Annotated in this window: 17 protein-coding genes; 6 read left to right on the forward strand and 11 right to left on the reverse strand. The window is 68.0% G+C overall.

The features are described from left to right. Positions 1 to 10: 10 nt before the first annotated feature. Together EDD41_RS05920 and EDD41_RS17770 are read left to right on the forward strand one after the other, a co-directional pair. The gene (locus EDD41_RS05920) at positions 11 to 292 is read left to right on the forward strand and encodes a hypothetical protein (protein WP_123575262.1); all 282 of its coding nucleotides are present in this window, start codon (positions 11 to 13) and stop codon (positions 290 to 292) included. Positions 293 to 297: 5 nt separating this feature from the next. After that, positions 298 to 432 carry a hypothetical protein gene (locus EDD41_RS17770; RefSeq protein WP_281273096.1) on the forward strand — a complete coding sequence of 45 codons (135 nt, stop codon included), beginning with the start codon at positions 298 to 300 and terminating at the stop codon, positions 430 to 432. Here the strand turns inward: EDD41_RS17770 and EDD41_RS05925 are convergent. Further along, positions 413 to 1,852, reverse strand: coding sequence for an HNH endonuclease signature motif containing protein (locus EDD41_RS05925; protein ID WP_123575263.1), 1,440 nt, complete (start codon positions 1,850 to 1,852; stop codon positions 413 to 415). The two genes, EDD41_RS17770 and EDD41_RS05925, sit on opposite strands and share 20 nt — an antisense overlap. Before the next feature lie 248 nt (positions 1,853 to 2,100). Then, on the reverse strand, positions 2,101 to 4,347 hold the full coding sequence (locus EDD41_RS05930; RefSeq protein ID WP_123575264.1) for a RecQ family ATP-dependent DNA helicase: 2,247 nt from the start codon (positions 4,345 to 4,347) through the stop codon (positions 2,101 to 2,103). A 241-nt stretch (positions 4,348 to 4,588) separates the two neighbouring features. Between EDD41_RS05930 and EDD41_RS05935 the strand changes: the two genes are divergently transcribed. Next, positions 4,589 to 5,794 (forward strand): IS110 family RNA-guided transposase, encoded by a 1,206-nt coding sequence (locus EDD41_RS05935; RefSeq protein ID WP_123575265.1) that lies wholly within the window; start codon positions 4,589 to 4,591, stop codon positions 5,792 to 5,794. Between the two features lie 95 nt (positions 5,795 to 5,889). On the opposite strand, the gene pntB is transcribed toward EDD41_RS05935, so the two are convergent. The 4 genes from pntB to sppA all read right to left on the reverse strand — a co-directional run bounded on the left by pntB (position 5,890) and on the right by sppA (position 11,478). Beyond that, on the reverse strand, positions 5,890 to 7,302 hold the full coding sequence (gene pntB, locus EDD41_RS05940) for a Re/Si-specific NAD(P)(+) transhydrogenase subunit beta (protein WP_123575266.1): 1,413 nt from the start codon (positions 7,300 to 7,302) through the stop codon (positions 5,890 to 5,892). Between the two features lies 1 nt (position 7,303). Next, positions 7,304 to 8,848: a Re/Si-specific NAD(P)(+) transhydrogenase subunit alpha gene (locus tag EDD41_RS05945; RefSeq protein WP_094764087.1), complete on the reverse strand. Its 1,545-nt coding sequence runs from the start codon at positions 8,846 to 8,848 to the stop codon at positions 7,304 to 7,306. 141 nt (positions 8,849 to 8,989) lie between these two features. Then, positions 8,990 to 9,655 (reverse strand): hypothetical protein, encoded by a 666-nt coding sequence (locus EDD41_RS05950; protein ID WP_094764086.1) that lies wholly within the window; start codon positions 9,653 to 9,655, stop codon positions 8,990 to 8,992. A 68-nt stretch (positions 9,656 to 9,723) separates the two neighbouring features. Beyond that, positions 9,724 to 11,478, reverse strand: coding sequence for a signal peptide peptidase SppA (sppA, locus tag EDD41_RS05955; protein ID WP_123575267.1), 1,755 nt, complete (start codon positions 11,476 to 11,478; stop codon positions 9,724 to 9,726). An 88-nt stretch (positions 11,479 to 11,566) separates the two neighbouring features. Between sppA and EDD41_RS05960 the strand changes: the two genes are divergently transcribed. Further along, positions 11,567 to 12,679: a CapA family protein gene (locus EDD41_RS05960; RefSeq protein WP_123575268.1), complete on the forward strand. Its 1,113-nt coding sequence runs from the start codon at positions 11,567 to 11,569 to the stop codon at positions 12,677 to 12,679. Positions 12,680 to 12,759: 80 nt separating this feature from the next. Then, the gene (locus EDD41_RS05965; RefSeq protein ID WP_211336705.1) at positions 12,760 to 13,608 is read left to right on the forward strand and encodes a pseudouridine synthase; all 849 of its coding nucleotides are present in this window, start codon (positions 12,760 to 12,762) and stop codon (positions 13,606 to 13,608) included. Positions 13,609 to 13,844: 236 nt separating this feature from the next. On the opposite strand, the gene EDD41_RS05970 is transcribed toward EDD41_RS05965, so the two are convergent. Continuing rightward, positions 13,845 to 15,161 carry an MFS transporter gene (locus tag EDD41_RS05970; RefSeq protein WP_094764082.1) on the reverse strand — a complete coding sequence of 439 codons (1,317 nt, stop codon included), beginning with the start codon at positions 15,159 to 15,161 and terminating at the stop codon, positions 13,845 to 13,847. Continuing rightward, positions 15,158 to 16,048, reverse strand: a complete 891-nt coding sequence (rarD, locus tag EDD41_RS05975; protein WP_123575270.1) for an EamA family transporter RarD — start codon at positions 16,046 to 16,048, stop codon at positions 15,158 to 15,160. The genes EDD41_RS05970 and rarD overlap by 4 nt, the downstream gene beginning before the upstream one ends. A 71-nt stretch (positions 16,049 to 16,119) precedes the next feature. Here rarD and EDD41_RS05980 point away from each other — a divergent pair, with 71 nt between their 5' ends. Beyond that, positions 16,120 to 16,788 (forward strand): HAD family hydrolase, encoded by a 669-nt coding sequence (locus EDD41_RS05980; RefSeq protein ID WP_170165259.1) that lies wholly within the window; start codon positions 16,120 to 16,122, stop codon positions 16,786 to 16,788. Between the two features lie 80 nt (positions 16,789 to 16,868). Here EDD41_RS05980 and tkt read toward each other — a convergent pair whose 3' ends face one another. From tkt to EDD41_RS05995, 3 genes are read right to left on the reverse strand one after another with little or no spacing between them, the layout of a single operon-like run. After that, complete coding sequence (gene tkt, locus EDD41_RS05985) at positions 16,869 to 18,938, reverse strand: transketolase (protein ID WP_094764079.1); 2,070 nt, start codon at positions 18,936 to 18,938, stop codon at positions 16,869 to 16,871. A gap of 16 nt (positions 18,939 to 18,954) precedes the next feature. Continuing rightward, complete coding sequence (locus tag EDD41_RS05990; RefSeq protein ID WP_123575271.1) at positions 18,955 to 19,683, reverse strand: L-ribulose-5-phosphate 4-epimerase; 729 nt, start codon at positions 19,681 to 19,683, stop codon at positions 18,955 to 18,957. A 34-nt stretch (positions 19,684 to 19,717) separates the two neighbouring features. Then, positions 19,718 to 21,472: a ribulokinase gene (locus EDD41_RS05995; RefSeq protein WP_123575272.1), complete on the reverse strand. Its 1,755-nt coding sequence runs from the start codon at positions 21,470 to 21,472 to the stop codon at positions 19,718 to 19,720. Positions 21,473 to 21,499: the final 27 nt, after the last annotated feature.

Below are 21,499 nucleotides of genomic sequence, written 5' to 3' on the forward strand. Positions count from 1 at the left end.
CGCCGGGTGGGTGACCGGGTTCTGCGTCCCGCTGGTCCGCTGGGTCTGGGGCGAGGCCGCACTGGTCTCCAGTGCCACCCTGCTCCGGGCCTTCCACGAGGCGTCGCGGCACTGCCCCACCGACGGTACGTGGCAACAGGTGACGCGTGAGCCGACAGAGGTGGTGTGCCACAACGACTTCGCGCCCTACAACCTGGTCTTCCGTGAAGGGATGGCCGTCGCAGTGATCGACTCGCCCGGCTTGACCGGCTGGTGGCCGCCTACGGGGCGGACTTCTCCCACGACGAGGTGATGCGGATGGTGGCGCAACGCCTTGAGTACCTCGCCGATTTGAGCGCCGCGAAGGCCGTCGAACTGGGCAAGCCCCACCTCGCCGAGCACGCCTCGGCCTACCGAGCGGACTTGGAGTGGGTCAGGCGATGCTTGGGGTGACCGGGTTGTGGATCACCCAGGAGCGTGAGGGCGTGACCAGGTAGGCGAAACCGTCGGGGGAACGCCAGAAGAACATGCCCGGAGCGAGTTGTCTCAACAACCAGCCACCGTGGGTCTTGGCCCGGTGCACCGTCCGGGAGAGTGGACCGAGGTTGTCCGGCCGAGTCAGCCCTTCCCCGTTCCCGGAGTTCGGTTTCCCGTTCCCCGAGTGTGGTTTCTCGTTCCCCGAGCTTGTCGAGGGGGCCCGCCAGGGATCGGTGTGGTCCAAATCACACACCCGGGCGGGCTTCTTCGAGCCGGGGAAGACCTCATACGGATTCCGCGCGGTCACGACCTGACGCATCCGGGCAGAAATCTCATAGCTGTCACTCGGAGTGATGGTGGAAGCGTCGATCACCGGCTTCACCGTGACCCGAGTGCTCTGCAGCAGCTCGGCCATCCACTGCGCCAACACCGGACCACACCGCTCGACCCGCGCGATGCCATCCAGCTCCGCGACCGTGTTCTCCTCCACATGCACCACCACCGTCGCCTTCGGCAACAGCAGCTCCGGATCAACCGTGATGGTCCCGCAGGTGTGACCCCGGGAACCCTTCGCCGGACACCCAGCATCCTCGGGGCCCTCGTCGTCGAACGGCAGTTCGGGATCATCCGCGGCATCCAGCAGGCTGGCCTGCAGCAACTGCAACACCCGCGCCGGAGTGGCGAGGATCCCCAACGCGGTCGAGCGCCGCACATCACGGGAATCGGTGGACCCACCCTGGGCAAGGATCCCCGCCACCCGGTCCAACTGCGCATCCAGGAAGATCCCATCAGCAGCATTCACCACCGCCGACACGTCGGTGACACCATGCCCGGACTGCCCGATCCACACACCCCGGGACGACTGTGCCTTCTCGTAGTCGTCCTGGGCCTGCTCCGGTGGCGTCAACGCGAGGACCAGGCCTTCGGCGGTCTTGATCAACCGATACGCCGAGACACCCTCCACCAACGGAGCGAGTTCACGATCCACCACCAGAGCCTGCTTCAAGGGGAGACTGGCGGTCTTGGCGACGATTGCCCGGGCGACGCCGACCCGCAGGAACCCGTCGCGCATCTTCTGCCACAACAGGGGCAGCCGGTGTCGCAAGGACAACGCATCCCCGATCAGGCAGTCCGCCGCCTCCCGGGCGATGTTCAACGCCGCCGCAATCTCCAACGACGCGAACTCCGCAACCTCCGGCGTCCCGTCATGACCCAAGCTGACTGCTCGTTCCCCGAACAGCACCGCTGTGGATCCGCTGGGCTGGTCAGCAGGATCAGCGGCGTGGAGGTCTGCGAAGTGGGCTGCGAGTTCGAAGGCTTCGGCCTCGGCCATCCAGGCTCTGCGGCGGGCGGACAGCATCGCATCGACCGTCTGTGCCGAGGTCAACTCCTGCATCACGCACCTCCCCCGAGAGCGTCGAAACCAGTTCGAATGATGGTTCTATTCTAGGCTCTCCAAAGAGACTATGACAAGGTATTTCTTTCGAAGAACTGTGCGCAGGGAAAGCCCTCGACAGGCTCGGGGACCGGGGTCGAGATCCTGCCTCGGGGACCGGGGTCGAGATCCTGCCTCGGGGACCGGGGACGAGATCCTGCCTCGGAACCGGGGTCGAGATCCCCCTCGGGGGCCGGAGCGGGCCCCCGCTACGCCTGCAGAGCCAGGGCGAAGGGCAAGACCGCGGAAGCGCCGGCCTCGCGCAGAGCGACGGCGGCGACGGTCATCGTCCATCGGGAGTCCACCAGGTCATCCACCAGCAGCACCGGTCCGTTGATGCCGGCCAGCTGCCGGGACAGATGCTCGTCGACGACGATCCGCCCCCACACCCCCGCCAGCCGGAAGGCGGAATTGCCACCGTGCTCCCCCGTCGGGCCACCCTCGGCCAATGCCAACGCACCCAGGTCCGTCATCCGCCCCAGCCGCGCCAGTCCGCTGGCCAGCGAAGAGACCAGCTCCGGATGCGAACGCGAGGGGATGTGCGCAACGGCCACCGGACGCTCGGCCCAGTCCCAGTCCCGCAGCACCGGGATGCAGGCCTTGAGCACGTCGTCGGGCACCGGCGCATCGGGCTGCGCCAGCAGGGTGCGCAGCCGCTGCCCCGTGCCCAGGTCCGTGAGCCGGGCCAGCACCCGTCCATTCTGTGGCCCGGTCTTGATCTTGCCCTTCAGCGGCACTCCCAGCCGGTCCATGCCGGTGGGCCACATGCCACGGGGCTCCAGCAGGACGCCCGGACGGTCCAGCGCGCTGCGCGCCGCCACCACGGCTGCCTCGGGCAACGACTCGTCGTACCACTGCCCGGCGCAGACATCACACCTGCCGCAGTCGGCGGCCTCGGGATCATCAAGGGACGAGGTCAGGAAGGCCATCCGGCACCGGTCGCCCTTCTGGTAGTCCAGCATCAACTGTTGCTCGCGCTGCCTGGCCTCGGCCACCCGGGCATAACGCTCGGCGTCATAGGTCCACGGCCGCCCCGTGGCGGTCCAGCCACCCTTGACCCGCTGCACCGCACCGTCCACGTCGAGCACCTTCAGCAGCAGTTCCAGCCGGGTGCGCCGCACGTCGACGATGGTCTCCAGGGCCGCCGTCGACAAGGGCTTGCCCGCAGCGGCCAGCGCGTCGATCACGGTGGCGGCCTGCTGCTCGTCGGGCATCGAGGAGGTGGCGAAGTAGTGCCAGATGTCACGGTCCTGCGCGCTGGGAAGCAGCAGCACGTCGGCATTGATCGCACCACGGCCAGCGCGGCCCACGTGCTGGTAGTAGGCGACGGGTGAACTGGGCGCGCCCAGGTGGATCACGAAGCCAAGGTCAGGCTTGTCGAAGCCCATGCCTAGCGCGGAGGTGGCCACCAGCGCCTTCAACTCATTGCCGCGCAACGCATTCTCCAGCTGCTCACGCTCGGCGACGTCGGTGCGTCCGGTGTAGGCCTTGACCGCATAGCCCGCGTCGGTCAGGGCACGGGCCACGTCCTCGGCGGCGGAGACGGTGAGGGTGTAGATGATGCCGGAGCCGTCGAAGTCGCCCAGGTGGGCACTCAGCCAGGCGAGCTGCGTCTCCGCATGCGGCAGCTTAAGCACGCCCAGCCGCAGCGACTCGCGCGCCAGCGGGCCACGGATGGTGAGCACCTCATACCCGCCGGCACCCAGTTGCTCCGCGACGTCGGCCACCACCCGGGAATTGGCCGTGGCCGTGGTGGCCAGCACCGGGGTGTCGGCGGGCAGCTCCGTCAACAGGTCCTTGATCCGGCGGTAGTCCGGGCGGAAGTCGTGCCCCCAGTCGGAGATGCAGTGCGCCTCGTCCACCACCAGCAGGCCACACCGTGCGGCAAGATCCGGCAGCTGCTCGGCCCGGAAGGACGGGTTGTTCAGCCGTTCGGGGCTGATCAGCAGCACGTCCACCTCGTCGCGAGCCAGCGCCCCGGAGACCTCGGCCCAGTCCGTCGCATTGGCGGAGTTCATGGTGACGGCCTTCACCCCGGCGCGCTCCGCGGCGGCGATCTGGTCCCGCATCAGGGCCAGCAGCGGGGAGACGATCACCGTCGGGCCAGCGCCCTGGGCCCGCCGCAGTGCGGTGGCCACGAAGTAGACCGCCGACTTGCCCCAGCCGGTGCGCTGCACCACCAGAGCACGTTGCCGCTGCTCCACCAGCGCCAGCACGGCCTCCAGCTGCCCGTCGTGGAAGGTGGCGTCCTCACGCCCCACCAGACGTCGCAGGACGGTCAGGGCCTGCTCGGCCACCGAATCCCCCGCAATCCGTTCCGGCTCACGCACGCGACGCACCGGGGCGGCCTGCGTCAGGTCCTCGGGCGGCAACCACTCGTCGTCGGGCGGCGGGGACAGCTCGTCCCACGGGTCGACGGGTGCCTCGTCGGGCAGCGGGGGCAGGTTCGAGGTCATGGCTCCACCATAGGAGCCACCACCGACAAACATGATGGTAGGAGTCTCGTGGAGTCGTGACCCTGCCTCTGACTGGTGCCCTGCTGGGCTACCGACAAACTGATCAGTCCGGCTCCACGAGGCCCAGGGGCGACGACCGCCCGGCCATGACCTAATACGAGCCTGATCGCGAGTCCGGTGTATGTCCTGTCTGGTCGAAGCGGCCGCCGCCTGACCCACTCACCGAGTCCAGGAGCAGGCCATGACCATCATCCCAGAGCCCCACCACCACGTCGCAGGAATCGACTCCCACACCGAGACCATCCACATCGCGGTCATCACCGCCACCGGGCTCGAGGTCGACGACCACGAGTTCACCACCACTACCGGCTACCGCAAGGCAGTGGCCTGGCTGGTCGAGCACGGACCTATTGCAGCTGTCGGCATCGAGGGCACCTCCAGCTACGGCATCGGCATCACAGCAGCACTACGAGCCGCGGGCATCACCGTCATCGAGGTCAACCGCACCCGCCCCGCCGAACGCCGCAAGCACGGCAAGACCGACCGCCTCGACGCCTACCGCGCCGCCCGCTGCGTGATCTCTGGAGAAGCGGCCACCCATCCCAAACACGACTCCATCGAGCCCCTTCGAGCCCTGCTGGTCACTCGACGCAGCGCCAACAAGGCCCTCCAAGCCTGCTGGCGCCAAATCCGCAGCCTCTTGGTCAACGCACCCGCCACGCTCCGAGACAAATACCGCCAAACCAGCCGCGACAAGCTCATCCGTCATCTCGCTGCCAGCCGCCCCGACCAGATCCATGACGCCGCCCAGGCCCTCACCATGCGAGCCCTGCGATCCCTGGCCCGACGCCACCAGTTCCTGCACGACGAACTGGTCGACCTGGAAGCCCAGCTCGACGAACTCACCACAACCAAGAACCCCGGGCTGCGCGCCATGCACGGAGTCGGGCCGGTCACTGCCGCTGTCCTGCTGGTCACGGCCGGCGACAATCCCGCCCGCCTGACCACCCCTGCCGGGTTCGCGGCGCTCTGCGGTACCAGCCCGATCCCCGTGTCCTCGGGCAAGACCCAACGCCACCGCCTCTCACGCGGCGGCGACAGGCAGGCCAACTGGGCGCTCCACCAAATCGTGAAGGTCCGCATGGTCCACGACCAACGCACCCGCGACTATCGCGACAAGCACCTCGACGCGGGCTGGACCCTCGCAGCGGTCTACCGGGCACTGAAACGCGCCGTCGCCAGAGAAGTGTTCCGCGCACTCACCGGCAACTGCGAGATCCCGAACTACACAGACCTGCGACCAGCCCGCCAGGCCAAGAAACTCACCCTCACCCACGCCGCCCAGCACTTCAACGTCTGGCCCGCCCACATCTCCGAGATCGAACTCGGCAAACGCCGAGACGACACCCTGGCCCAGAACTACCGAGAATGGCTCCAAGCCGCTTGACGGGAGATAGGAGCATCAGTTCTCACCACACGGAAACCGACCCCCGCTCCCTATCGGGAGCGAGGGCCGGCCTGCGCAACAGAGGTCCGACGGGATCAGCCGCCGATCGCCGTTCGCTCCCCCGACGGCAGCGCCGCCAGGATCGACTGCACGGTGGCCTTGGCATCGCCGAAGCACATCGAGGTGTTCTCCCGGAAGAAGAGCGGGTTCTGCACGCCGGCGTAACCCGCGCTCATCGAGCGCTTGAAGACGACCACCTTGCGGGCCTCCCACACCTTCAGCACCGGCATGCCGGAGATCGGCGAACCGGGCTCCATGGCGGCCGGGTTGACGGTGTCATTGGCGCCAATCACCAGCACCACGTCGGTGTCGGCGAAGTCGTCGTTGATCTCGTCCATCTCCATCACGATGTCGTACGACACGTGGGCCTCTGCCAGCAGCACATTCATGTGCCCGGGCAGGCGTCCCGCGACGGGGTGGATGGCGAAGCGCACCTGGGTGCCATTGGCCTCCATCGCCTTGGTGAGCTCCGCGACGGGGTACTGCGCCTGGGCGACGGCCATGCCGTAGCCGGGGGCGATGATGACGCTCTTCGCATCGGCCAGGGCGGCCGCCACCTCGGCGGCACTCATCTCCGTGTGCTCACCCTCCACGACGGGGCCGGTGGAGGTGGAGTCACCGAAGCCACCCAGGATCACCGAGATGAAGGACCGGTTCATCGCCTTGCACATGATGTAGCTCAGGATGGCGCCGGAGGCACCCACCAGGGCACCGGTGATGATCAGCACATTCATGTTCAGCATGAAGCCACTGAAGGCCGCCGCCCAGCCGGAGTAGGAGTTCAGCATCGAGATGACCACGGGCATGTCCGCGCCGCCGATCGAGGCCACCAGATGGATTCCCAGCAGCAGGGAGACGACGGTGATCAGCACCAGCGGCACCAGCGACGGTGCCTGCACGAACCAGACCGTCATCACGATGATCGCCACCAGGGCGGCCAGGTTCAGCAGGTTGCGGCCCGGCAGGGCCAGCGGCTTGGAGGCGATCTTGCCGTTCAGCTTGCCCCACGCGATGATCGAGCCGGTGAAGGTGACGGCGCCGATGAAGATGCCCAGCGCCACCTCGGTGAGGTGGAAGGCATTGGAGTGCGGGGCGTCGAGGTAGGAGTTGAAACCCACCAGCACCGCCGCGGCACCCACGAAGGAGTGCAGCAGGGCGATCAGCTCGGGCATGCCGGTCATCTCGACCTTCAGCGCCTTGCGCACACCAATGGCCCCGCCGGCCACGACGGCCACCAGGAGCAGGGCCAGCGCACCCAGGTCCGCACCGTCGCCCTTGATGTCGGTCCAGCCCATGTAGAAGTTGGTGGCCACCAGGGCCAGCACCATGCCGAGCACACCCAGCGCATTGCCGCGCTTGGCCGTCTCGTGCTTGCTCAGGCCCTGCAGCGCCATGATGAACAGCAGGCCGGAGACGATGTACGTGGCCGTGACGAAGTTGTGCAACATGTCAGGCCTCCTTCCGGAACATCTGGAGCATGCGGTGGGTGACGGTGAAGCCGCCGAAGACGTTGATGCTGGCAATCAGCACCGCGACGAAGCTGATGATCTTCACGGCCCAGTTGTCACTGCCCAGCTGCGTGATGGCACCGACGACGATGATGCCGCTGACCGCATTGGTCACGCTCATCAGCGGGGTGTGCAACGCGTGGGTGACATTCCAGACCACGTAGTAGCCCACCACCACGGCCAGGGCGAAGATGCCGAACAGCGAGACGAAGCTGGTGGGCGCCACCGTCAGCAGCGCGATCAGCGCCAGGGAGGCGATGCCGATGGTCACCACCGGCTGCCACCAGGGCTTTGGCTTCTTGGGAGCCTCCACGACGGCCGGCACCGCGGCGGCCGTAGCAGGAGCTGCGGAGGCCGCGGAGACCTGGATGGGCGGCGGCGGGAAGGTGATCTCGCCATTGCGCACCGTCGTCATGGTGCGCACCACCTCGTCGTCGAAGTCGACCACGAACTGGCCGTCCTTCTCGGGCGTCATCAGCTTCAACGCGTTGACCAGGTTGGTGCCGTAGAGCTGCGAGCTCTGGCCCGGCAGCCGGCTGGCGAGGTCCGTGTAGCCGATGATCGTGACGCCGTTGTCCGTCGTGTACTTCTCGCCGGGGCGGGTCAGTTCACAGTTGCCACCGCCGAGCGCGGCCAGGTCAACGATGACCGAACCGTCCTTCATGCTGGCCACCATCTCGCGGGTGATCAGCTTGGGCGACGGGCGGCCGGGGATGGCCGCGGTGGTGATGATGATGTCGCAGTCCATGCACTGCTCGGCGTACAGCTCGGCGGCGCGGGCGGCGAAGTCGTCGCTGGCCTCCTTGGCGTAGCCGTCGGTGCTGATCTCCTGCGAGGGGCCCTTGACGTGCAGGAAGGTGGCGCCCATGGACTCCACCTGCTCCGCGGTCTCGGGACGCACGTCGGTGGCCCGCACGATGGCGCCCATCGAGTTGGCGGCGCCGATGGCGGCCAGACCGGCGACGCCGGTTCCGGCGACGAGCACCTTGGCCGGCGGCACCTTGCCCGCGGCGGTCACCTGGCCGGTGAAGAAACGGCCGAAGGCGTGGGAGGCCTCCACCACGGCACGGTAGCCGGAGATGTTGGCCATGGAGCTCAGCGCATCAAGGGCCTGGGCACGGCTGGTGCGCGGCACCATGTCCATGCTCATCGCGGTGATGCCCTGCTGGGCGAGCCGCTGGGTCAGTGCCTCGTTCTGGCGCGGGAAGAGGAAGCTGATCAGCGTCGCGCCCGGACGCATCATGGACAGTTGGGACTCATCGGGCTCGTTGACACCCAGGACTATGTCGCTGGTCCAGACCGTCTGGGCATCCACTGACTGTGCGCCTGCAGCCTCGAAGGCGGCATCAGTGGCACTGGATCGGTCACCTGCCCCGTGCTCGACGACGACGTCGTAGCCGAGCTTGATCAGGTCCTGGACGGTTCTAGGTGTGGCGGCGGCCCGGTTCTCCCCCGGCTTTGATTCTCGTGGGATACCAATTCGCATGGCACGAATCTAACCGTCGGCTCCCGGCAATTCTGCGGCGGGGTAGCTCTTCGTCAAGAGATCTGTGCGCGGCACGACGGAGGGCCATGACGGCACCGCCTCCGCGGCACGTCACGGCCCTCCCTACAGGGGACGCTGCCGTCAGCGCAGGGTCCTCACGGTGCGCTGAAGGGTGCTGACCATGTCCCTGGTGTCATGGACGGCCTGCATCTCGTCGAAGCCCATCGTGACCAGCTCGACGTGGGTTCCGGTGACCGTCACACCGGTGGTGACGAAGAGATGGTTGCCGGTCTCACCATCGGTGACGTTCAGCGCATTCACGCGGGCCCGCTCCCCGCTGCGCAGGGTGACGGTGCGGTTGTACTCGCGGAAGTTGGTCAGCAGGTCCGGGTTGGAACGCACCATCCGCTTGCCGCAACCGGGCAAGGCCTTGCCCATTGCCTCGGCGGCAGCCACGGCCTGCTTGTGGGTCCTGAAGGACGCGATGATGGCGGCGGCCCGGTTGCCGTCGCGGGTGGCGTAGGTGCGGGTCAGGATGGTGTTGGGCTTGAACTTCTTCCAGCCGAACTGCATGCACGGGCTGACCGGGTACTGCCCGTCGCCCTTGTACGTGCTGGTGGTGCGGAAGCCTGCATTGCGGCCGTCGAGCAACAGGTCGTGGTGGCGGGGCAGGTCCGCCTTGACCACGGGCGTGGCCTTGAGGGTGTACTGCGGTGCGGTTCCGGCGTGGCTTTCGCCCGCCCCCAGCGCGGCGCTGCCCGCGACGAGGACGAACGTGGTGACGGTGGCGAGGTGCTTGCGGTTCATGATGACTCCTCTGTCCGGGTCCGACGCACCCGGTCTGGGTGGCCTCCTGACTGGAATACGCGTGACCCCTACGCGCTGGTTGCACCGCTTCCCCAAGAAATCTGCGGGATTTCCAGGATGCCGCTGGACAGCGGCAGCCCCACCCGCACCGAGAGCTGCTTCAGGACCGCCTCCGGAGTCCACGCCGAAGCCAGCGAGGCGGCCGTCGGCTGCTCGGTGCTCTGCGCCGGGCGCACCCGGTCCAGGATGCCGATGCCGGCATGACTCTTGAGCTGGACCTTGTCCCGGTCCAGGCCGGCCAAGGCACAGGCACGTTCGACGGCCAGCTCCAGGCCACCCAGGTGGTCCACCAGGCCGCGCTCGTGGGCATCGCGCCCGGTCCACACCCGCCCGCGAGCCAACGGCTCCAACTGGGCGTGGTCCATCCCCCGGTCCGCGGCGGCCTTGCGGGTGAAGTCGTCGTAGATCCGGTCCAGCCAGGCATTCAGCCGCGCCCACTGCTCCTCGGTGAAGTGCTGGTCACTGGCGAGCATGCCCGCATTGGGGCCACTGTCGATGGCCTCGTGCACCAGGCCCAGCTTGTCGTACAGGCCGGTGGTGACCATCTTCCCCGCCAGCACACCGATGGAACCGGTCAGCGTCGCGGGAAGGGCGACGATCTCGTCAGCCCCCATGGAGACGTAGTAACCGCCCGAGGCGGCGTAGTTGCCCATCTGGGAGACCACCGGGAGGCCGGATTCGCGCACCTGGTGGACGGCACGCCAGATGGTGTCCGAGGCCACGGCCGAGCCACCGGGCGAGTCCACCCGCAGCACGACGGCCTTGACCTTGTCATCACGGCTTGCGGCGCGCAGCTGCTCCGCGACCACGTCGGCCCCGGTCTCCGGCTCCCCCATGCCCGACGGGCGACCGCGCCCCATCACGATCCCACCCCGCACCGGCACCACGGCGATGGTGGGCTGGCGACGGGAGTTCAGCTGGGTGACCGCTTGTCCCGCCGGGCCGCCGGGGGTCCAACGATGCGCGAAACGCAACTGCTCCGGCTTGAGTTCGTCATCGCCGCCCCACTCGGCCAGCAGGTGGGCGACCGCCTCGTCGCGGTATCCGACCCGGTCCACCAGACGCCACTCCAGGGCCTGCTCCGGTGTCAACGGGGACTCGTCGACGGCCCGCCACACCGCCTCACGGTCAACCCCGCGCCGCTCGGCGACCGTGTCGACGAAGTCGTGGGTGAAGGAATTGGCGATCGCCTGCATCATCTCGCGGTTTGCGTCGCTGACCTGGTCTGCGGCGAACTGGTCCGCGGCCGTCTTGTACTCGTGCCGCTTGCCGAACTGGGGTTCGATGGCGGCCTTGCCCAGAAGACCCTTGAACAGGGTGATGCCCAGGTGCACGCCACCGATGCCGAGCTGCCCCGAGGGCTGCAGCCAGATCTGGTGGCAGGAGCTGGCCAGCAGGTAGCTGGCCAGGTCATTGGACAACTCACCCAGCGCCGGGGCGAAGGCGAGCGTCGGCTTCTGCTGGCCGAAGTCCGCGATGGCCAAGCCAAGCTCCTGGGCCTGCGGCAGGGTCAGGGGCGCACTGCCGGCATACAGCACCAACCCCGCGACGTCCTCGTCGCCGGCTGCCTCACGCAGCTTCTGCGCGAGGGTGGTGAGGGTGGGGGCGTTCATCGCCTTCATCGCCGCCCACGGGGTCTCCGGCGGATGACTCAACAACCCCCGCCCCAGGTCGATCTCCAGCACCACCTTGCCTCCCGGCACCTTGCCGGCCAGCGGGGTGCGGGAAAGGACGCGATCGATCACCAGTGACTTGAGATCCATGGCTCCACCGTAGGGGCGTCCTTTGACAAATTCACGGGAGTCGGCTGAGGGCGGAAGCCAGCGCACCCCAACCCACTACCGTGGTCCCATGCCCCGTCGCCTCATGGCCTGCCTGCTGACCACCACCTCCTTGACCCTGGCGGCCTGTGGCGGTCCGGAACCGGCGGCCAGCACCGCACCGGCTGCCCCCGCACCGGCAACCACTGCCGCCGCTCCGGCAACCAGCGATGCCCCCGCCACGAAGCCCTTGACCGCCACCCCCGTCGCCATCCCACAACGTCAGGGCGACGAACTGCTGCTGGCCTTCGCGGGCGACGCCAATGCCTTCAAGGCAGCCGCAGACTCCACCGAACAGGGCCTGGGAGAAGCCGGACGCCTGCTCAAGGCCGCCGACTGGAGCATGGTGAACCTGGAGACCGCACTCGCCGACGACCAGGAAGGCCTCACCAAGCAGCCCAAGCTCTACACCTTCCTCACCGGGCGCGCCTTCCCGCAGATGCTGCAGCGCGAAGGGGTGGACCTGGTCAGCCTGGCCAACAACCACGCCATGGACTTCGGAGTGGAGGGCATGAAGCGCACCCTGAAGATCCGTCAGGACAGTGAGCTCCCGATGATCGGCGTGGGTGCCAGCCAGGACGACGCCTTCCGCCCGTGGACGGGCGAAGTGCACGGCCGGCAGGTCGTGGCGCTGGTGGGCAATGACATCCTCGAGTCGAACATGGACTGGCGTCCGCGCGACGGGCGCCCCGGCGTCGCCATGGTCAAGACCGAGGAGGGCTTCCAGACCCTCGTCGACGGCGTGGCCGCCCAGCGTCGCGAGCACCCGGAGGCCGTCGTCGTGGTCTTCATGCACTGGGGCGTCGACTACCAGGTGTGCACCACGGGCCGGCAGGAGAAGATGGCGAAGAAGCTCGCCGACGCGGGAGCGAGCATCGTCGTCGGGACCCATGCGCACCGGGTGCAGCGCGCCGAGACCATCGGCAGCACCTACGTGGCCTACGGGCTGGGCAACTTCAACTTCTACTCCGACCGGGCCAGCACCCGGGAGACCGGCGTGCTCACCGTGCACGTCCCTCGGTCCGGCGCACCGACGGCCGAATGGGCCCCCGGCCGGATCGTCGACGGCCGCCCGGTGATGCTCACCGGCGCCGAGGCCGAAGCCGCCCGGGAGCGCTGGGCCGGCCTGCGGGGAGGCTGCTGATGCCCCGCTCCCCCCTGCCGGTGCGCCACGGCTTGAATGCCGCGTGGGTGGGAACCCCGCGAGAGGAGAACTGGGCCACGATGCGGGACTTCCTGGTCTGGAAGATCCCGCGGCTGACACCCGAGCGGATCGACGAGATGTTCGCCGAGGAACGCTTCGTCGACGAGAAGGGCACCGTCCTGCCCCTCGACGCCCCCTACAAGCACCACTCCTTCATCTTCTTCCACCGCGACCTCCCCGACGAGACCGAGCCACCGGGCGAGCTGCTGGTGCTGCACCGCGACGAGCGGCTCGTCGTGCTGGACAAGCCCCATTTCACCTCCACCATTCCCCGCGGACAGCACATCATCCACTCCGCCGTGGTGCGCGCCCGACGCGAACTGGACCTGCCGGACCTGTCGCCGGCCCACCGGCTGGACCGGGCCACCGCCGGCATCCTGCTGTGCACCACCCGGCGGGAACACCGTCGCGCCTACCAGATGATGTTCGAGCAGCGGGTGCCGCAGAAGACCTATGAGGCCATCGGCCGGCTGCGCCCGGAGCTGGACTTCCCGCTGGACCTGTCCAGTCACATGACCAAGACCCGAGGCGTGATGCAGGCCGAGGAGGTCCCGGGCCGCGATCCCAATGCCCACACCCGCATTGAGCTGCTGGACCGCGCGGAGCATCCGGTTCATGGGCCGATCGGCCGCTACCTGGTCAAGCCCACCACCGGCAAGACGCACCAGATCCGGCTGCACATGAGCTCCGCCGGGATCCCCATCGTCAATGACCCCTTCTACCCCGAGGTCCTGGACCGTTCCCTGGACGACTTCACCCTGCCGCTGCAGCTGCTGGCCAAGGAGTTGCGCTTCGTGGATCCGGTGGACGGCAGCGAGCGGGTCTTCACCAGCGCCCGGACCCTGAGCGTCTGGGACGAGGCCCGCTGACTTCCCCAGACAACATTGAGTGGGCGGGGTGGCCCAGAACTGAGAGCCCACGGACCGTCTGGACAGAACTGGAACGATCCAATGCCGGGTTTGGCTCTCATTTTTCGGTTGTCCACAGGTTTGTTGGCCCCTCCCCGGGAAAACTGAGAGCCCACAGCCCTGCTGGATGAAGTTGGAACGTGCCAAGCTCCATTTTGGCTCTCAGTTTCGGTTCCCACGCCCCCGACGCAGGAGGATCAGTCGGCCTCGGCGGAGGCCTGGGCGGCGCGGACCTCGTCGACGGTCCAGACGCGCAGCCGGGGAGGCCAGCCGCGGCGAAGACGGACCCGAACCCCGCGGTGCACCATGAACCAGGCGCTGACCCCGGCGAAGGTCACCCCGGTGGCCAGAGAGCCGGCCCAGATGGTCCACCGGGGACCGAAGACGTCACCCACCCAGCCGATCAACGGAGCACCAAGCGGGGTGCCACCCATGAATATCGCCATGTACAGGGCCATCACCCGGCCGCGCACCTCGGGGTCGCTGGCCAACTGCACCGAAGCGTTGGCGCAGGTCATCATCGTCAGGGCGCACAACCCGGTGGGCACCAGGAGCGCGGCGAAGACCGTGTAGCTGGGGGCGGCCCCCAGCAGGCCCGTGCACAGGGCAAAACCGCCCAGGGCCAGCAGCAGCACCCGCAGCCGGGGACGCTCCCGACGAGCGGCGATCAGGGCGGCGGCCAAGGTTCCGATGGCCATGATGGAGCCGAGCAGGCCGTACTCCCCCGGCCCCTTGCCAAAGACCTTGGTGGCCATCAGTGCATTGGTGATCTGGAAGTTCATACCGAAGGTGCCCAGCATGAAGACCATCAGCAGGATCACCAGGATGTCGGGCCGTCGCCAGACATAGCGCAGCCCCTCGCGCACCGCACCCTTGCCGTTCTTGCGCATGGGTGCCGGGGTGAGTTCGGCGGCACGCATCCGGGCCAGTGAGAGCAGCACCGCGCCGAAGCTCAGCGCATTGAGGGCCATGGCCGGCGCCACTCCCCAGGCGGCGATCATCAACCCGGCGAGCCCGGGCCCCAGCAGGCGCGCGCTGTTGAAGGAGGCGGAGTTGAGCCCCACGGCATTGGGCACGAGCCCGCGCGGAACCATCTCGCTCACGAAGGCCTGGCGGGTCGGATTGTCGAAGGCGGTCACCACACCGGTCAGGAAGGCCAGCACGAAGACGTGCCACAGCTCCACCCAGCCGCTGACCACCAGCAGGAACATCACCAACGCGTTCAGCCCCAGCAGGCTCTGGCTGAGCATCAGGATCCGACGCTTGGGGAAGCGGTCCGCGATCGAGCCGGCATAGGGCGCCAGGAAGGGGATCGGCAGGAACTGCAGCCCGGTCACCAGGCCCAGCGCCGACGAGGAGTGGTCCGTGAGGATGGTGAGCACCAGCCAGTCCTGCGCCACCCGGTACATCCAGGTGCCGACATTGCTGACGACAGCGCCGGTGAAGAAGATCCGGTAGTTGGGGACCCGCAGGCTGGCGAAGGTGCCCGTGGGCGCCTCGTGGGCGACGCTCATCGTGTGGCCCGACGAATGTTCAGCACCGCCCCGGCCAGATAGACCACCGAGCCGATCCAGACCAGCACCAACCCGGCCCAGAAACGCGGCGAGACGGGCTGGCCGAAGACGAACAGGCCGAGCAGGAACTGCATCGTGGGGGTCATGTACTGCAGGACGCCCAGGGTTCCCAGCGGGATCCCCGGGGCGGCGACGGCGAAGAGCCACAGCGGCACCGCGGTGAAGATGCCAGCCACCACCAGCAGCGCCGCCACCCGGCCGGAGTGGGGCCAGGCAGCCCTCCCCTGACCGGCGCTCCAGGCCATCCACGCCAGGGCCAGCGGGGTGAGTACGGCGGACTCGAGGAAGAGGCCCTGCAAGGCAGTCACCTTGACCCGCTTCTTGACCATACCGTAGAAGCCGAAGCTGAAGGCCAGCAGGAGGGGGACCCACACCGTGCGCCAGGCCTGGGAGGCAATCACGCACACCCCCAGGGCGGCCAGGGCGCAGCCGATCTTCCCGGGGCGTCCCATCCGTTCGCCGAAGAAGATCATCCCCAGCGCGATGCTGACCAGCGGATTGGTGAAGTAGCCCAGGGATGCCTCCACGACGTGGTTGGAATTGACCGCCCAGATGTAGGTCAGCCAGTTCACCGCGATCAAGACCGCCGCCACGGCCAGGAGCCGCCAGGCACCACTGCTCCAGACCTCGCGCAACCATCCCCAGGGCTTGCGCTGCACGGCCAGCACCAATGCCACGAAGGCCAGGCTGAACAGCACCCGACCGGACAGGATCTCCAGCGAACCGGCTGGCTTGAGCAGGGGGAAGAAGAGCGGAAATCCGCCCCACAGGAGATAACACAGGATGCCGGCGAACAGGGAGGTCTGGCTGGCGGATCGGGTGCGCATCTGGCTCCTACGGGCAGGCTGTGGGGGTTCGGATTGTCCAGTCTGCCGCGCCGGGCGACACAATGGGCGTCATGTCCAGCCAAGCATCACTGCCCGCCGCCGTCATCTTCGACGTGGACGGCACCCTGACCGACACCGAACCGGCCTGGGAACGGGTCCGGGCCGGGCTCGCCGCCGCCGACGGGGCCGACTACGGGCCCGACCATGCCCTGGCGATGATGGGGATGAGCACTCGCGAGTGGAGCACCTATCTCAGCGAGGTCGTCGGCCTCAACGGATCCCCCGAGGACTGTGCGCGGCGCACCATCGACGGGATGCGCAAGCTCTACCACGGCGGAGTCGGCATCCTTCCCGGCGCCCGGGAGGCCGTGCGAGCGATGGCCGAGCTGGTCCCGGTGGGGATCGCATCGTCCTCGCCGGTGGTGCTGATCGAGGCGGCCATCGAGGAGCTGGGAGTCGGCGACGTGGTCAGCGCACACGTGTCCACCGAGCAAGTGGAACGCGGCAAGCCCGCCCCGGACGGCTACCTGCGCTGCTGTGAACTGCTCGGGGTGGACCCGACGCAGTGCCTTGCCATCGAGGACTCCACCGCCGGTATCCGCTCCGCGCTGGCCGCGGGGATGGGCGTCGTCGCCATCCCGCAGCCCTTCCACCAGCCCTCCGACGAGCTGCTCGCCCGGTGCACTGTCCTGCAGGACCTGACGCAGCTCACGCCGCAGCGACTGCGCGAGCTGTGGTGAGGGTCTGAGGATCCAGAGACGCGAGCGGCCCGCCCCATTCACATGGGACGGGCCGCGTCTGCTTCTGTGCGAGCTGTGGCTCAGCCGAGGACCTTCTTGGCGGTCTCGACGACGTTGTCCACGGTGAAGCCGAGCTTCTCGAACATCACATTGCCGCTGGCCGAGGCGCCGAAGGTCTCGATGGAGACCGAGTCCCCCTCGAATCCGACGTACTTGGTCCAGCCCTGGGCGATGCCGGCCTCGATGGAGACGCGCTTGGTGACGGCCTTGGGCAGCACCGACTCCTTGTAGGCGTCGTCCTGCTCGTCGAACCATTCCTGGCACGGCATGGAGACGACGCGGGTGGCGACACCCTGCTCCTCCAGCACCTTCTGCGCCTCGACGGCCAGCGCCACCTCGGAACCCGTGGCGATCAGGATCAGCTGCGGGGTGCCGTTGGCGGCATCCTTGAGCACGTAGGCACCCTTGAGCACACCCTCGGCGGAGGCACAGGCGCCCTCGCCACGCTCGACGATCGGCAGGTCCTGACGGCTCAGCACGAGGCCACTGGGCTGGTCGGTGTGCAGCAGGGCACCCTTCCACGCGTAGCTGGTCTCGTTGGCATCGGCCGGGCGCACCATCGCCAGGTTCGGGATGGCCCGGTAGGCGGCCATGTGCTCGATCGGCTGGTGGGTGGGGCCGTCCTCACCGACGCCGACCGAGTCGTGCGTCCACACGAAGATGCTCGGGACACCCATCAGGGCGGCCAGGCGCACCGGCGGGCGCATGTAGTCGGCGAAGACGAAGAAGGTGCCGCCATAGCTGCGGGTGAGGCCGGACAGGTTGATGCCGTTGACCACACCGCCCATGGCGTGCTCGCGGATGCCGAAGTGCAGCGTGCGGCCGTAGGGGTTGCCCGTGAACTCCTTGGAGCTGCGCTCCTCCGGGAGGAAGGAGGGCTGGCCCTTCATGGTGGTGTTGTTCGAGCCGGCGAGGTCGGCGGAGCCGCCCCACAGTTCGGGCAACTGGTCGGCCAGGGCCGTCAGGACCTCGCCGGAGGCGGCGCGGGTGGACTTCTTGCCGGGCTCGAAGACCGGGAACTCGATGCCCTCCGGGAGCTTGCGCTCGGCGACGCGGGCCAGCAGTTCCGCCTTGTCCGCGTTGGCGGCCTTCCACGCCTCGAACTTCTGGTTCCACTCGTCGCGGGCCTGCTTGCCGCGTTCGGCGGCATTGGCGCGGGCGTGGTCGACGGCGGTCTGGTCCACGGCGAAGGGGCTGTCCTCGAAGCCGAGTTCCTTCTTGAGGGCGCCGATCTCCTCGGCGCCGATCTTGGCGCCGTGCACCGAGTGCTTGCCCTGCAGGTTGGGCAGCGGCCAGCCGATCACGGTGGTGAGCTTGATGAAGGAGGGCTTGTCCGTGACGGCCTTGGCGGCCTCGATCGCGGCGTACAGCTCCTCGACCTTCTCCTCGTACCTGGTGCCGCCATTGGTGAAGTCCACGTGCTGGACGTGCCAGCCGTAGGCCTCGTAACGGGCGGCGACGTCCTCGCTGAAGGCGATCTTGGTGTCGCCCTCGATGGAGATGCGGTTGTCGTCGTAGAACAGGATCAGGTTGCCCAGGTTCTGCGTGGCGGCCAGCGAGGAGGCCTCGGAGGAGACGCCCTCCTGCATGCAGCCGTCACCGGCGATGGAGTAGACGAAGCGGTCGAAGGGGCTCTGTCCGGCGGGAGCCTCGGGGTCGTACAGGCCACGCTCCTTGCGTGCGGCCATGGCCATGCCGACGGCCATCGAGATGCCGGCACCCAAGGGGCCGGTGGTGGCCTCGATGAACTTGGTGTGGTGGTACTCGGGGTGGCCGGGGGTCTTGGAGCCCCAGGTGCGCAGCTGCTTCAGGTCGTCGAGCTCCAGGTCACAGCCGGCCAGGTAGAGCTGGGTGTACTGGGTCAGCGACGAGTGACCGGCGCTCAGCACGAAGCGGTCGCGGCCCAGCCACAGCGAATCGGTCGGGTCCGTCTTCATGACCTTCTGGTACAACAGGTAGGCCAGGGGTGCCAGCGAGATGGCGGTGCCGGGGTGTCCGTTGCCGACCTTCTCCACGGCGTCGGCGGCGAGGATTCGCGCCACGTCAACGGCGCGAGCGTCCTGCTCGGTCCAGTTCAGGGTGTTGTTCACATTTGCCTCTCGTGCGTCAGTGCTGTCCGTAGACATTCTGGTATCGATCGTAGAGCCCGTCCACGAGGGAGGGATCAAGGGCTTGCACGTTCTTGCCACCGTCCTGCCCCTCACGGGCGATCTGGACGGTGCGTGCGACTTCTTCGCACATCACGGCGGCCTTGACCGCCTGGCGGGCATCGGCCCCGATGGTGAAGGGACCGTGGTTGGCCATCAGGACTGCCGGGGAGCGGTGTCCGTCCAACACCTCGACGATACCGCGCCCGATGGAGTCGTCGCCGATCACGGCCACCGGCCCGACGGGAATCTCGCCGCCGAACTCGTCGGCCATCATCGTCAGGACGCAAGGGATGGGCTCGCGCCGAGCCGCCCAGGCCGTCGCATAGGTGGAATGGGTGTGCACCACTCCCCCGACCCGGTCCATGTGGGCGTAGACATAGGCGTGGGCGGCGGTGTCCGAGGACGGTGTCAGCCGCTCGGGTGTGCCGTCGACGATCTTGCGCCCCTGGAGGTCACAGACCACCATCCGCTCCGGCGACAGGTCGTCGTAGCTGACGCCCGACGGCTTGATCACCATCAGGTCGGTCCCGATCTGCTCGGCGCACCGGACCCGGGCGGAGACATTTCCCGCCGTCCACACCACCAGCCCCCAGCGGGGCAGTTCCGCGTGCAGGGCCGAGACCTCGGCCCTGCACACGGCAACCTGCTCCTGGACCTCGACGGGTAGTTCGTCGAGCACCAGCATGTTCTTCCTTTCGTTCCCCGAGCCTGTCGAGGGGTCAGGCGACCGGGTAGTAGTCCGTGCCGCCGCCGGCGATCTGCTCCCGGGTGGTGTCGAGGTCCTCGTAACGGCCCTCGTGCTTGGCGGCGCGGCGCTTCACACCGTCGCGACGCATGTCCTTGAGGCGGTAGAGCAGGCTGCTGCCACCACGGCCGAAGACGTCGTGCAGCAGGGTGTACTCGTAGAAGAGCTTGTCGTACAGCGCGCTGGCCTCCGGATTCGGGAGATAGGCGTTCTCCTGGCGTGCACCCATCGCCATCGAGGCGGCCTTGACGTCCGGGTAGACACCCGCGGCGACGGCGGCGAAGACGGCCGAGCCCAGGGCACCGGGCTGGGTGGTCAGGCCCACCGAGATCGGCAGCTTGCACACGTCGGCGTACATCTGCATCAGGAACTTGTTCTTGATCAGGCCGCCGGCGGCGACGATCTCCGTGATCTCCACGCCATTCTTCGCAAAGGTCTCGATGATGGTGCGGGCACCGAAGGCGGTTGCCTCCAGCAGCGCGCGGTAGGTGTCCTCCGGTCGGGTGCCCAGGGTCTGGCCCACCACCAGTGCCGACAGGTTCGGGTCATTGAGCACCGAACGGTTGCCGTTGTGCCAGTCCAGCGCCACCAGTCCGTGCTCGCCGATCTCCTGGTCGGCGGCCAGGCGCGTCAGCCAGTCGTGGATGCTGACCCCCGCGGCCTCGGCGTCGCGGTAGTAGCCCGCGTTGACACTGGTGTTGACGAACCAGGCGAAGATGTCGCCCACGGCGGTCTGGCCGCACTCGAAGGCCCACAGTCCGTCGACTATGCCGCCGTCGACGACGCCGAACATGCCGGGAACCTCCTTGAGCTCATTGCCCAGCACGATGTGGCAGCTGGAGGTACCCATGATGGCGGTCATCTGCCCGGCCTCGACGGCCTGCACCGCGGCGGCGGTGACGTGGGCGTCGATGTTGCCGACGGCCACGCTGATCCCCTCCGGCAGGCCCATCCAACCGGCGGCCTCCGCGGTCAACTTGCCGGCCTCGGCGCCCAGCGGCAGCACCTCGCCGGGCATCTTCTCCTCGAAGACACCCCCGAAGGCCGGGTTCAGCTGCTCGAGGTATTCGCGGCTGGGGTACTTGCCGTCCTGGAAGTTGCGCTTGTAGCCCGAGTCGCCGGCCGCGTAGACCTCATTGCCGGTCATCCGGAAGGTGATCCAGTCCAGCGCGTTGAAGAAGCGCTCGGTGGCCTGGTAGACCTCGGGATCCTTCTCCAGGGTCTCCAGCACCTTGGGCAGCAGCATCTCGGCGGACAGGGTGCCGCCGTAGCGGGCCAGCCAGTCCTCATTGCGCTGTTTGGCGACCTCGACGATCCGCTCGGCCTGTTCGAAGGCGCCGTGGTGCTTCCACAGCTTCACATAGGCGTGCGGGCGGTTCTTGAACTCGGGCAGCTCGCACAGCGGGGTGCCGTCAGCCTTGGCAGCCACCACGGTGGCAGAGGTGAAGTCGATGCCGATGCCGACGATCTGCGACGGGTCCACCCCGGCGCTCTTGATCGCCTCGGGCACTGCGGTCTGGAGCACCTCGATGTAGTCGGCGGGCACCTGCAGCGCGAAGTCCGGCGGCAGCGCCTGGCCGTCGCCGGCCGTCAGGCCGCGGTCCATCACCTGGTGGGTGTAGTCCTTCACACCGTGACCGAGTTCCTGACCGTCGGCGACGCTGACGACGGCCGCACGGCCGCTCAGCGTGCCGAAGTCGATTCCGACCACGTACTTGTCGTTGCTCATGGGTTTGTCCTTCGAGGCATTGGATCT

This window comes from Luteococcus japonicus (assembly GCF_003752415.1).
GTDB classification, from domain to species: domain Bacteria; phylum Actinomycetota; class Actinomycetes; order Propionibacteriales; family Propionibacteriaceae; genus Luteococcus; species Luteococcus japonicus.

Coding starts and splice junctions, on each gene's coding strand:
- EDD41_RS05930 (WP_123575264.1), bottom strand. CDS start 4,347: ATGACCTCGAACCTGCCCCCGCTGCCCGACGAGGCACCCGTCGACCCG.
- EDD41_RS05935 (WP_123575265.1), top strand. CDS start 4,589: ATGACCATCATCCCAGAGCCCCACCACCACGTCGCAGGAATCGACTCC.
- EDD41_RS05980 (WP_170165259.1), top strand. CDS start 16,120: ATGTCCAGCCAAGCATCACTGCCCGCCGCCGTCATCTTCGACGTGGAC.
- EDD41_RS05990 (WP_123575271.1), bottom strand. CDS start 19,683: ATGCTGGTGCTCGACGAACTACCCGTCGAGGTCCAGGAGCAGGTTGCC.
- EDD41_RS05925 (WP_123575263.1), bottom strand. CDS start 1,852: ATGCAGGAGTTGACCTCGGCACAGACGGTCGATGCGATGCTGTCCGCC.
- EDD41_RS05970 (WP_094764082.1), bottom strand. CDS start 15,161: ATGAGCGTCGCCCACGAGGCGCCCACGGGCACCTTCGCCAGCCTGCGG.
- EDD41_RS05945 (WP_094764087.1), bottom strand. CDS start 8,848: ATGCGAATTGGTATCCCACGAGAATCAAAGCCGGGGGAGAACCGGGCC.
- rarD (WP_123575270.1), bottom strand. CDS start 16,048: ATGCGCACCCGATCCGCCAGCCAGACCTCCCTGTTCGCCGGCATCCTG.
- EDD41_RS05950 (WP_094764086.1), bottom strand. CDS start 9,655: ATGAACCGCAAGCACCTCGCCACCGTCACCACGTTCGTCCTCGTCGCG.
- sppA (WP_123575267.1), bottom strand. CDS start 11,478: ATGGATCTCAAGTCACTGGTGATCGATCGCGTCCTTTCCCGCACCCCG.
- EDD41_RS05960 (WP_123575268.1), top strand. CDS start 11,567: ATGCCCCGTCGCCTCATGGCCTGCCTGCTGACCACCACCTCCTTGACC.
- pntB (WP_123575266.1), bottom strand. CDS start 7,302: ATGTTGCACAACTTCGTCACGGCCACGTACATCGTCTCCGGCCTGCTG.
- EDD41_RS05995 (WP_123575272.1), bottom strand. CDS start 21,472: ATGAGCAACGACAAGTACGTGGTCGGAATCGACTTCGGCACGCTGAGC.
- EDD41_RS17770 (WP_281273096.1), top strand. CDS start 298: ATGGTGGCGCAACGCCTTGAGTACCTCGCCGATTTGAGCGCCGCGAAG.
- EDD41_RS05965 (WP_211336705.1), top strand. CDS start 12,760: ATGCGGGACTTCCTGGTCTGGAAGATCCCGCGGCTGACACCCGAGCGG.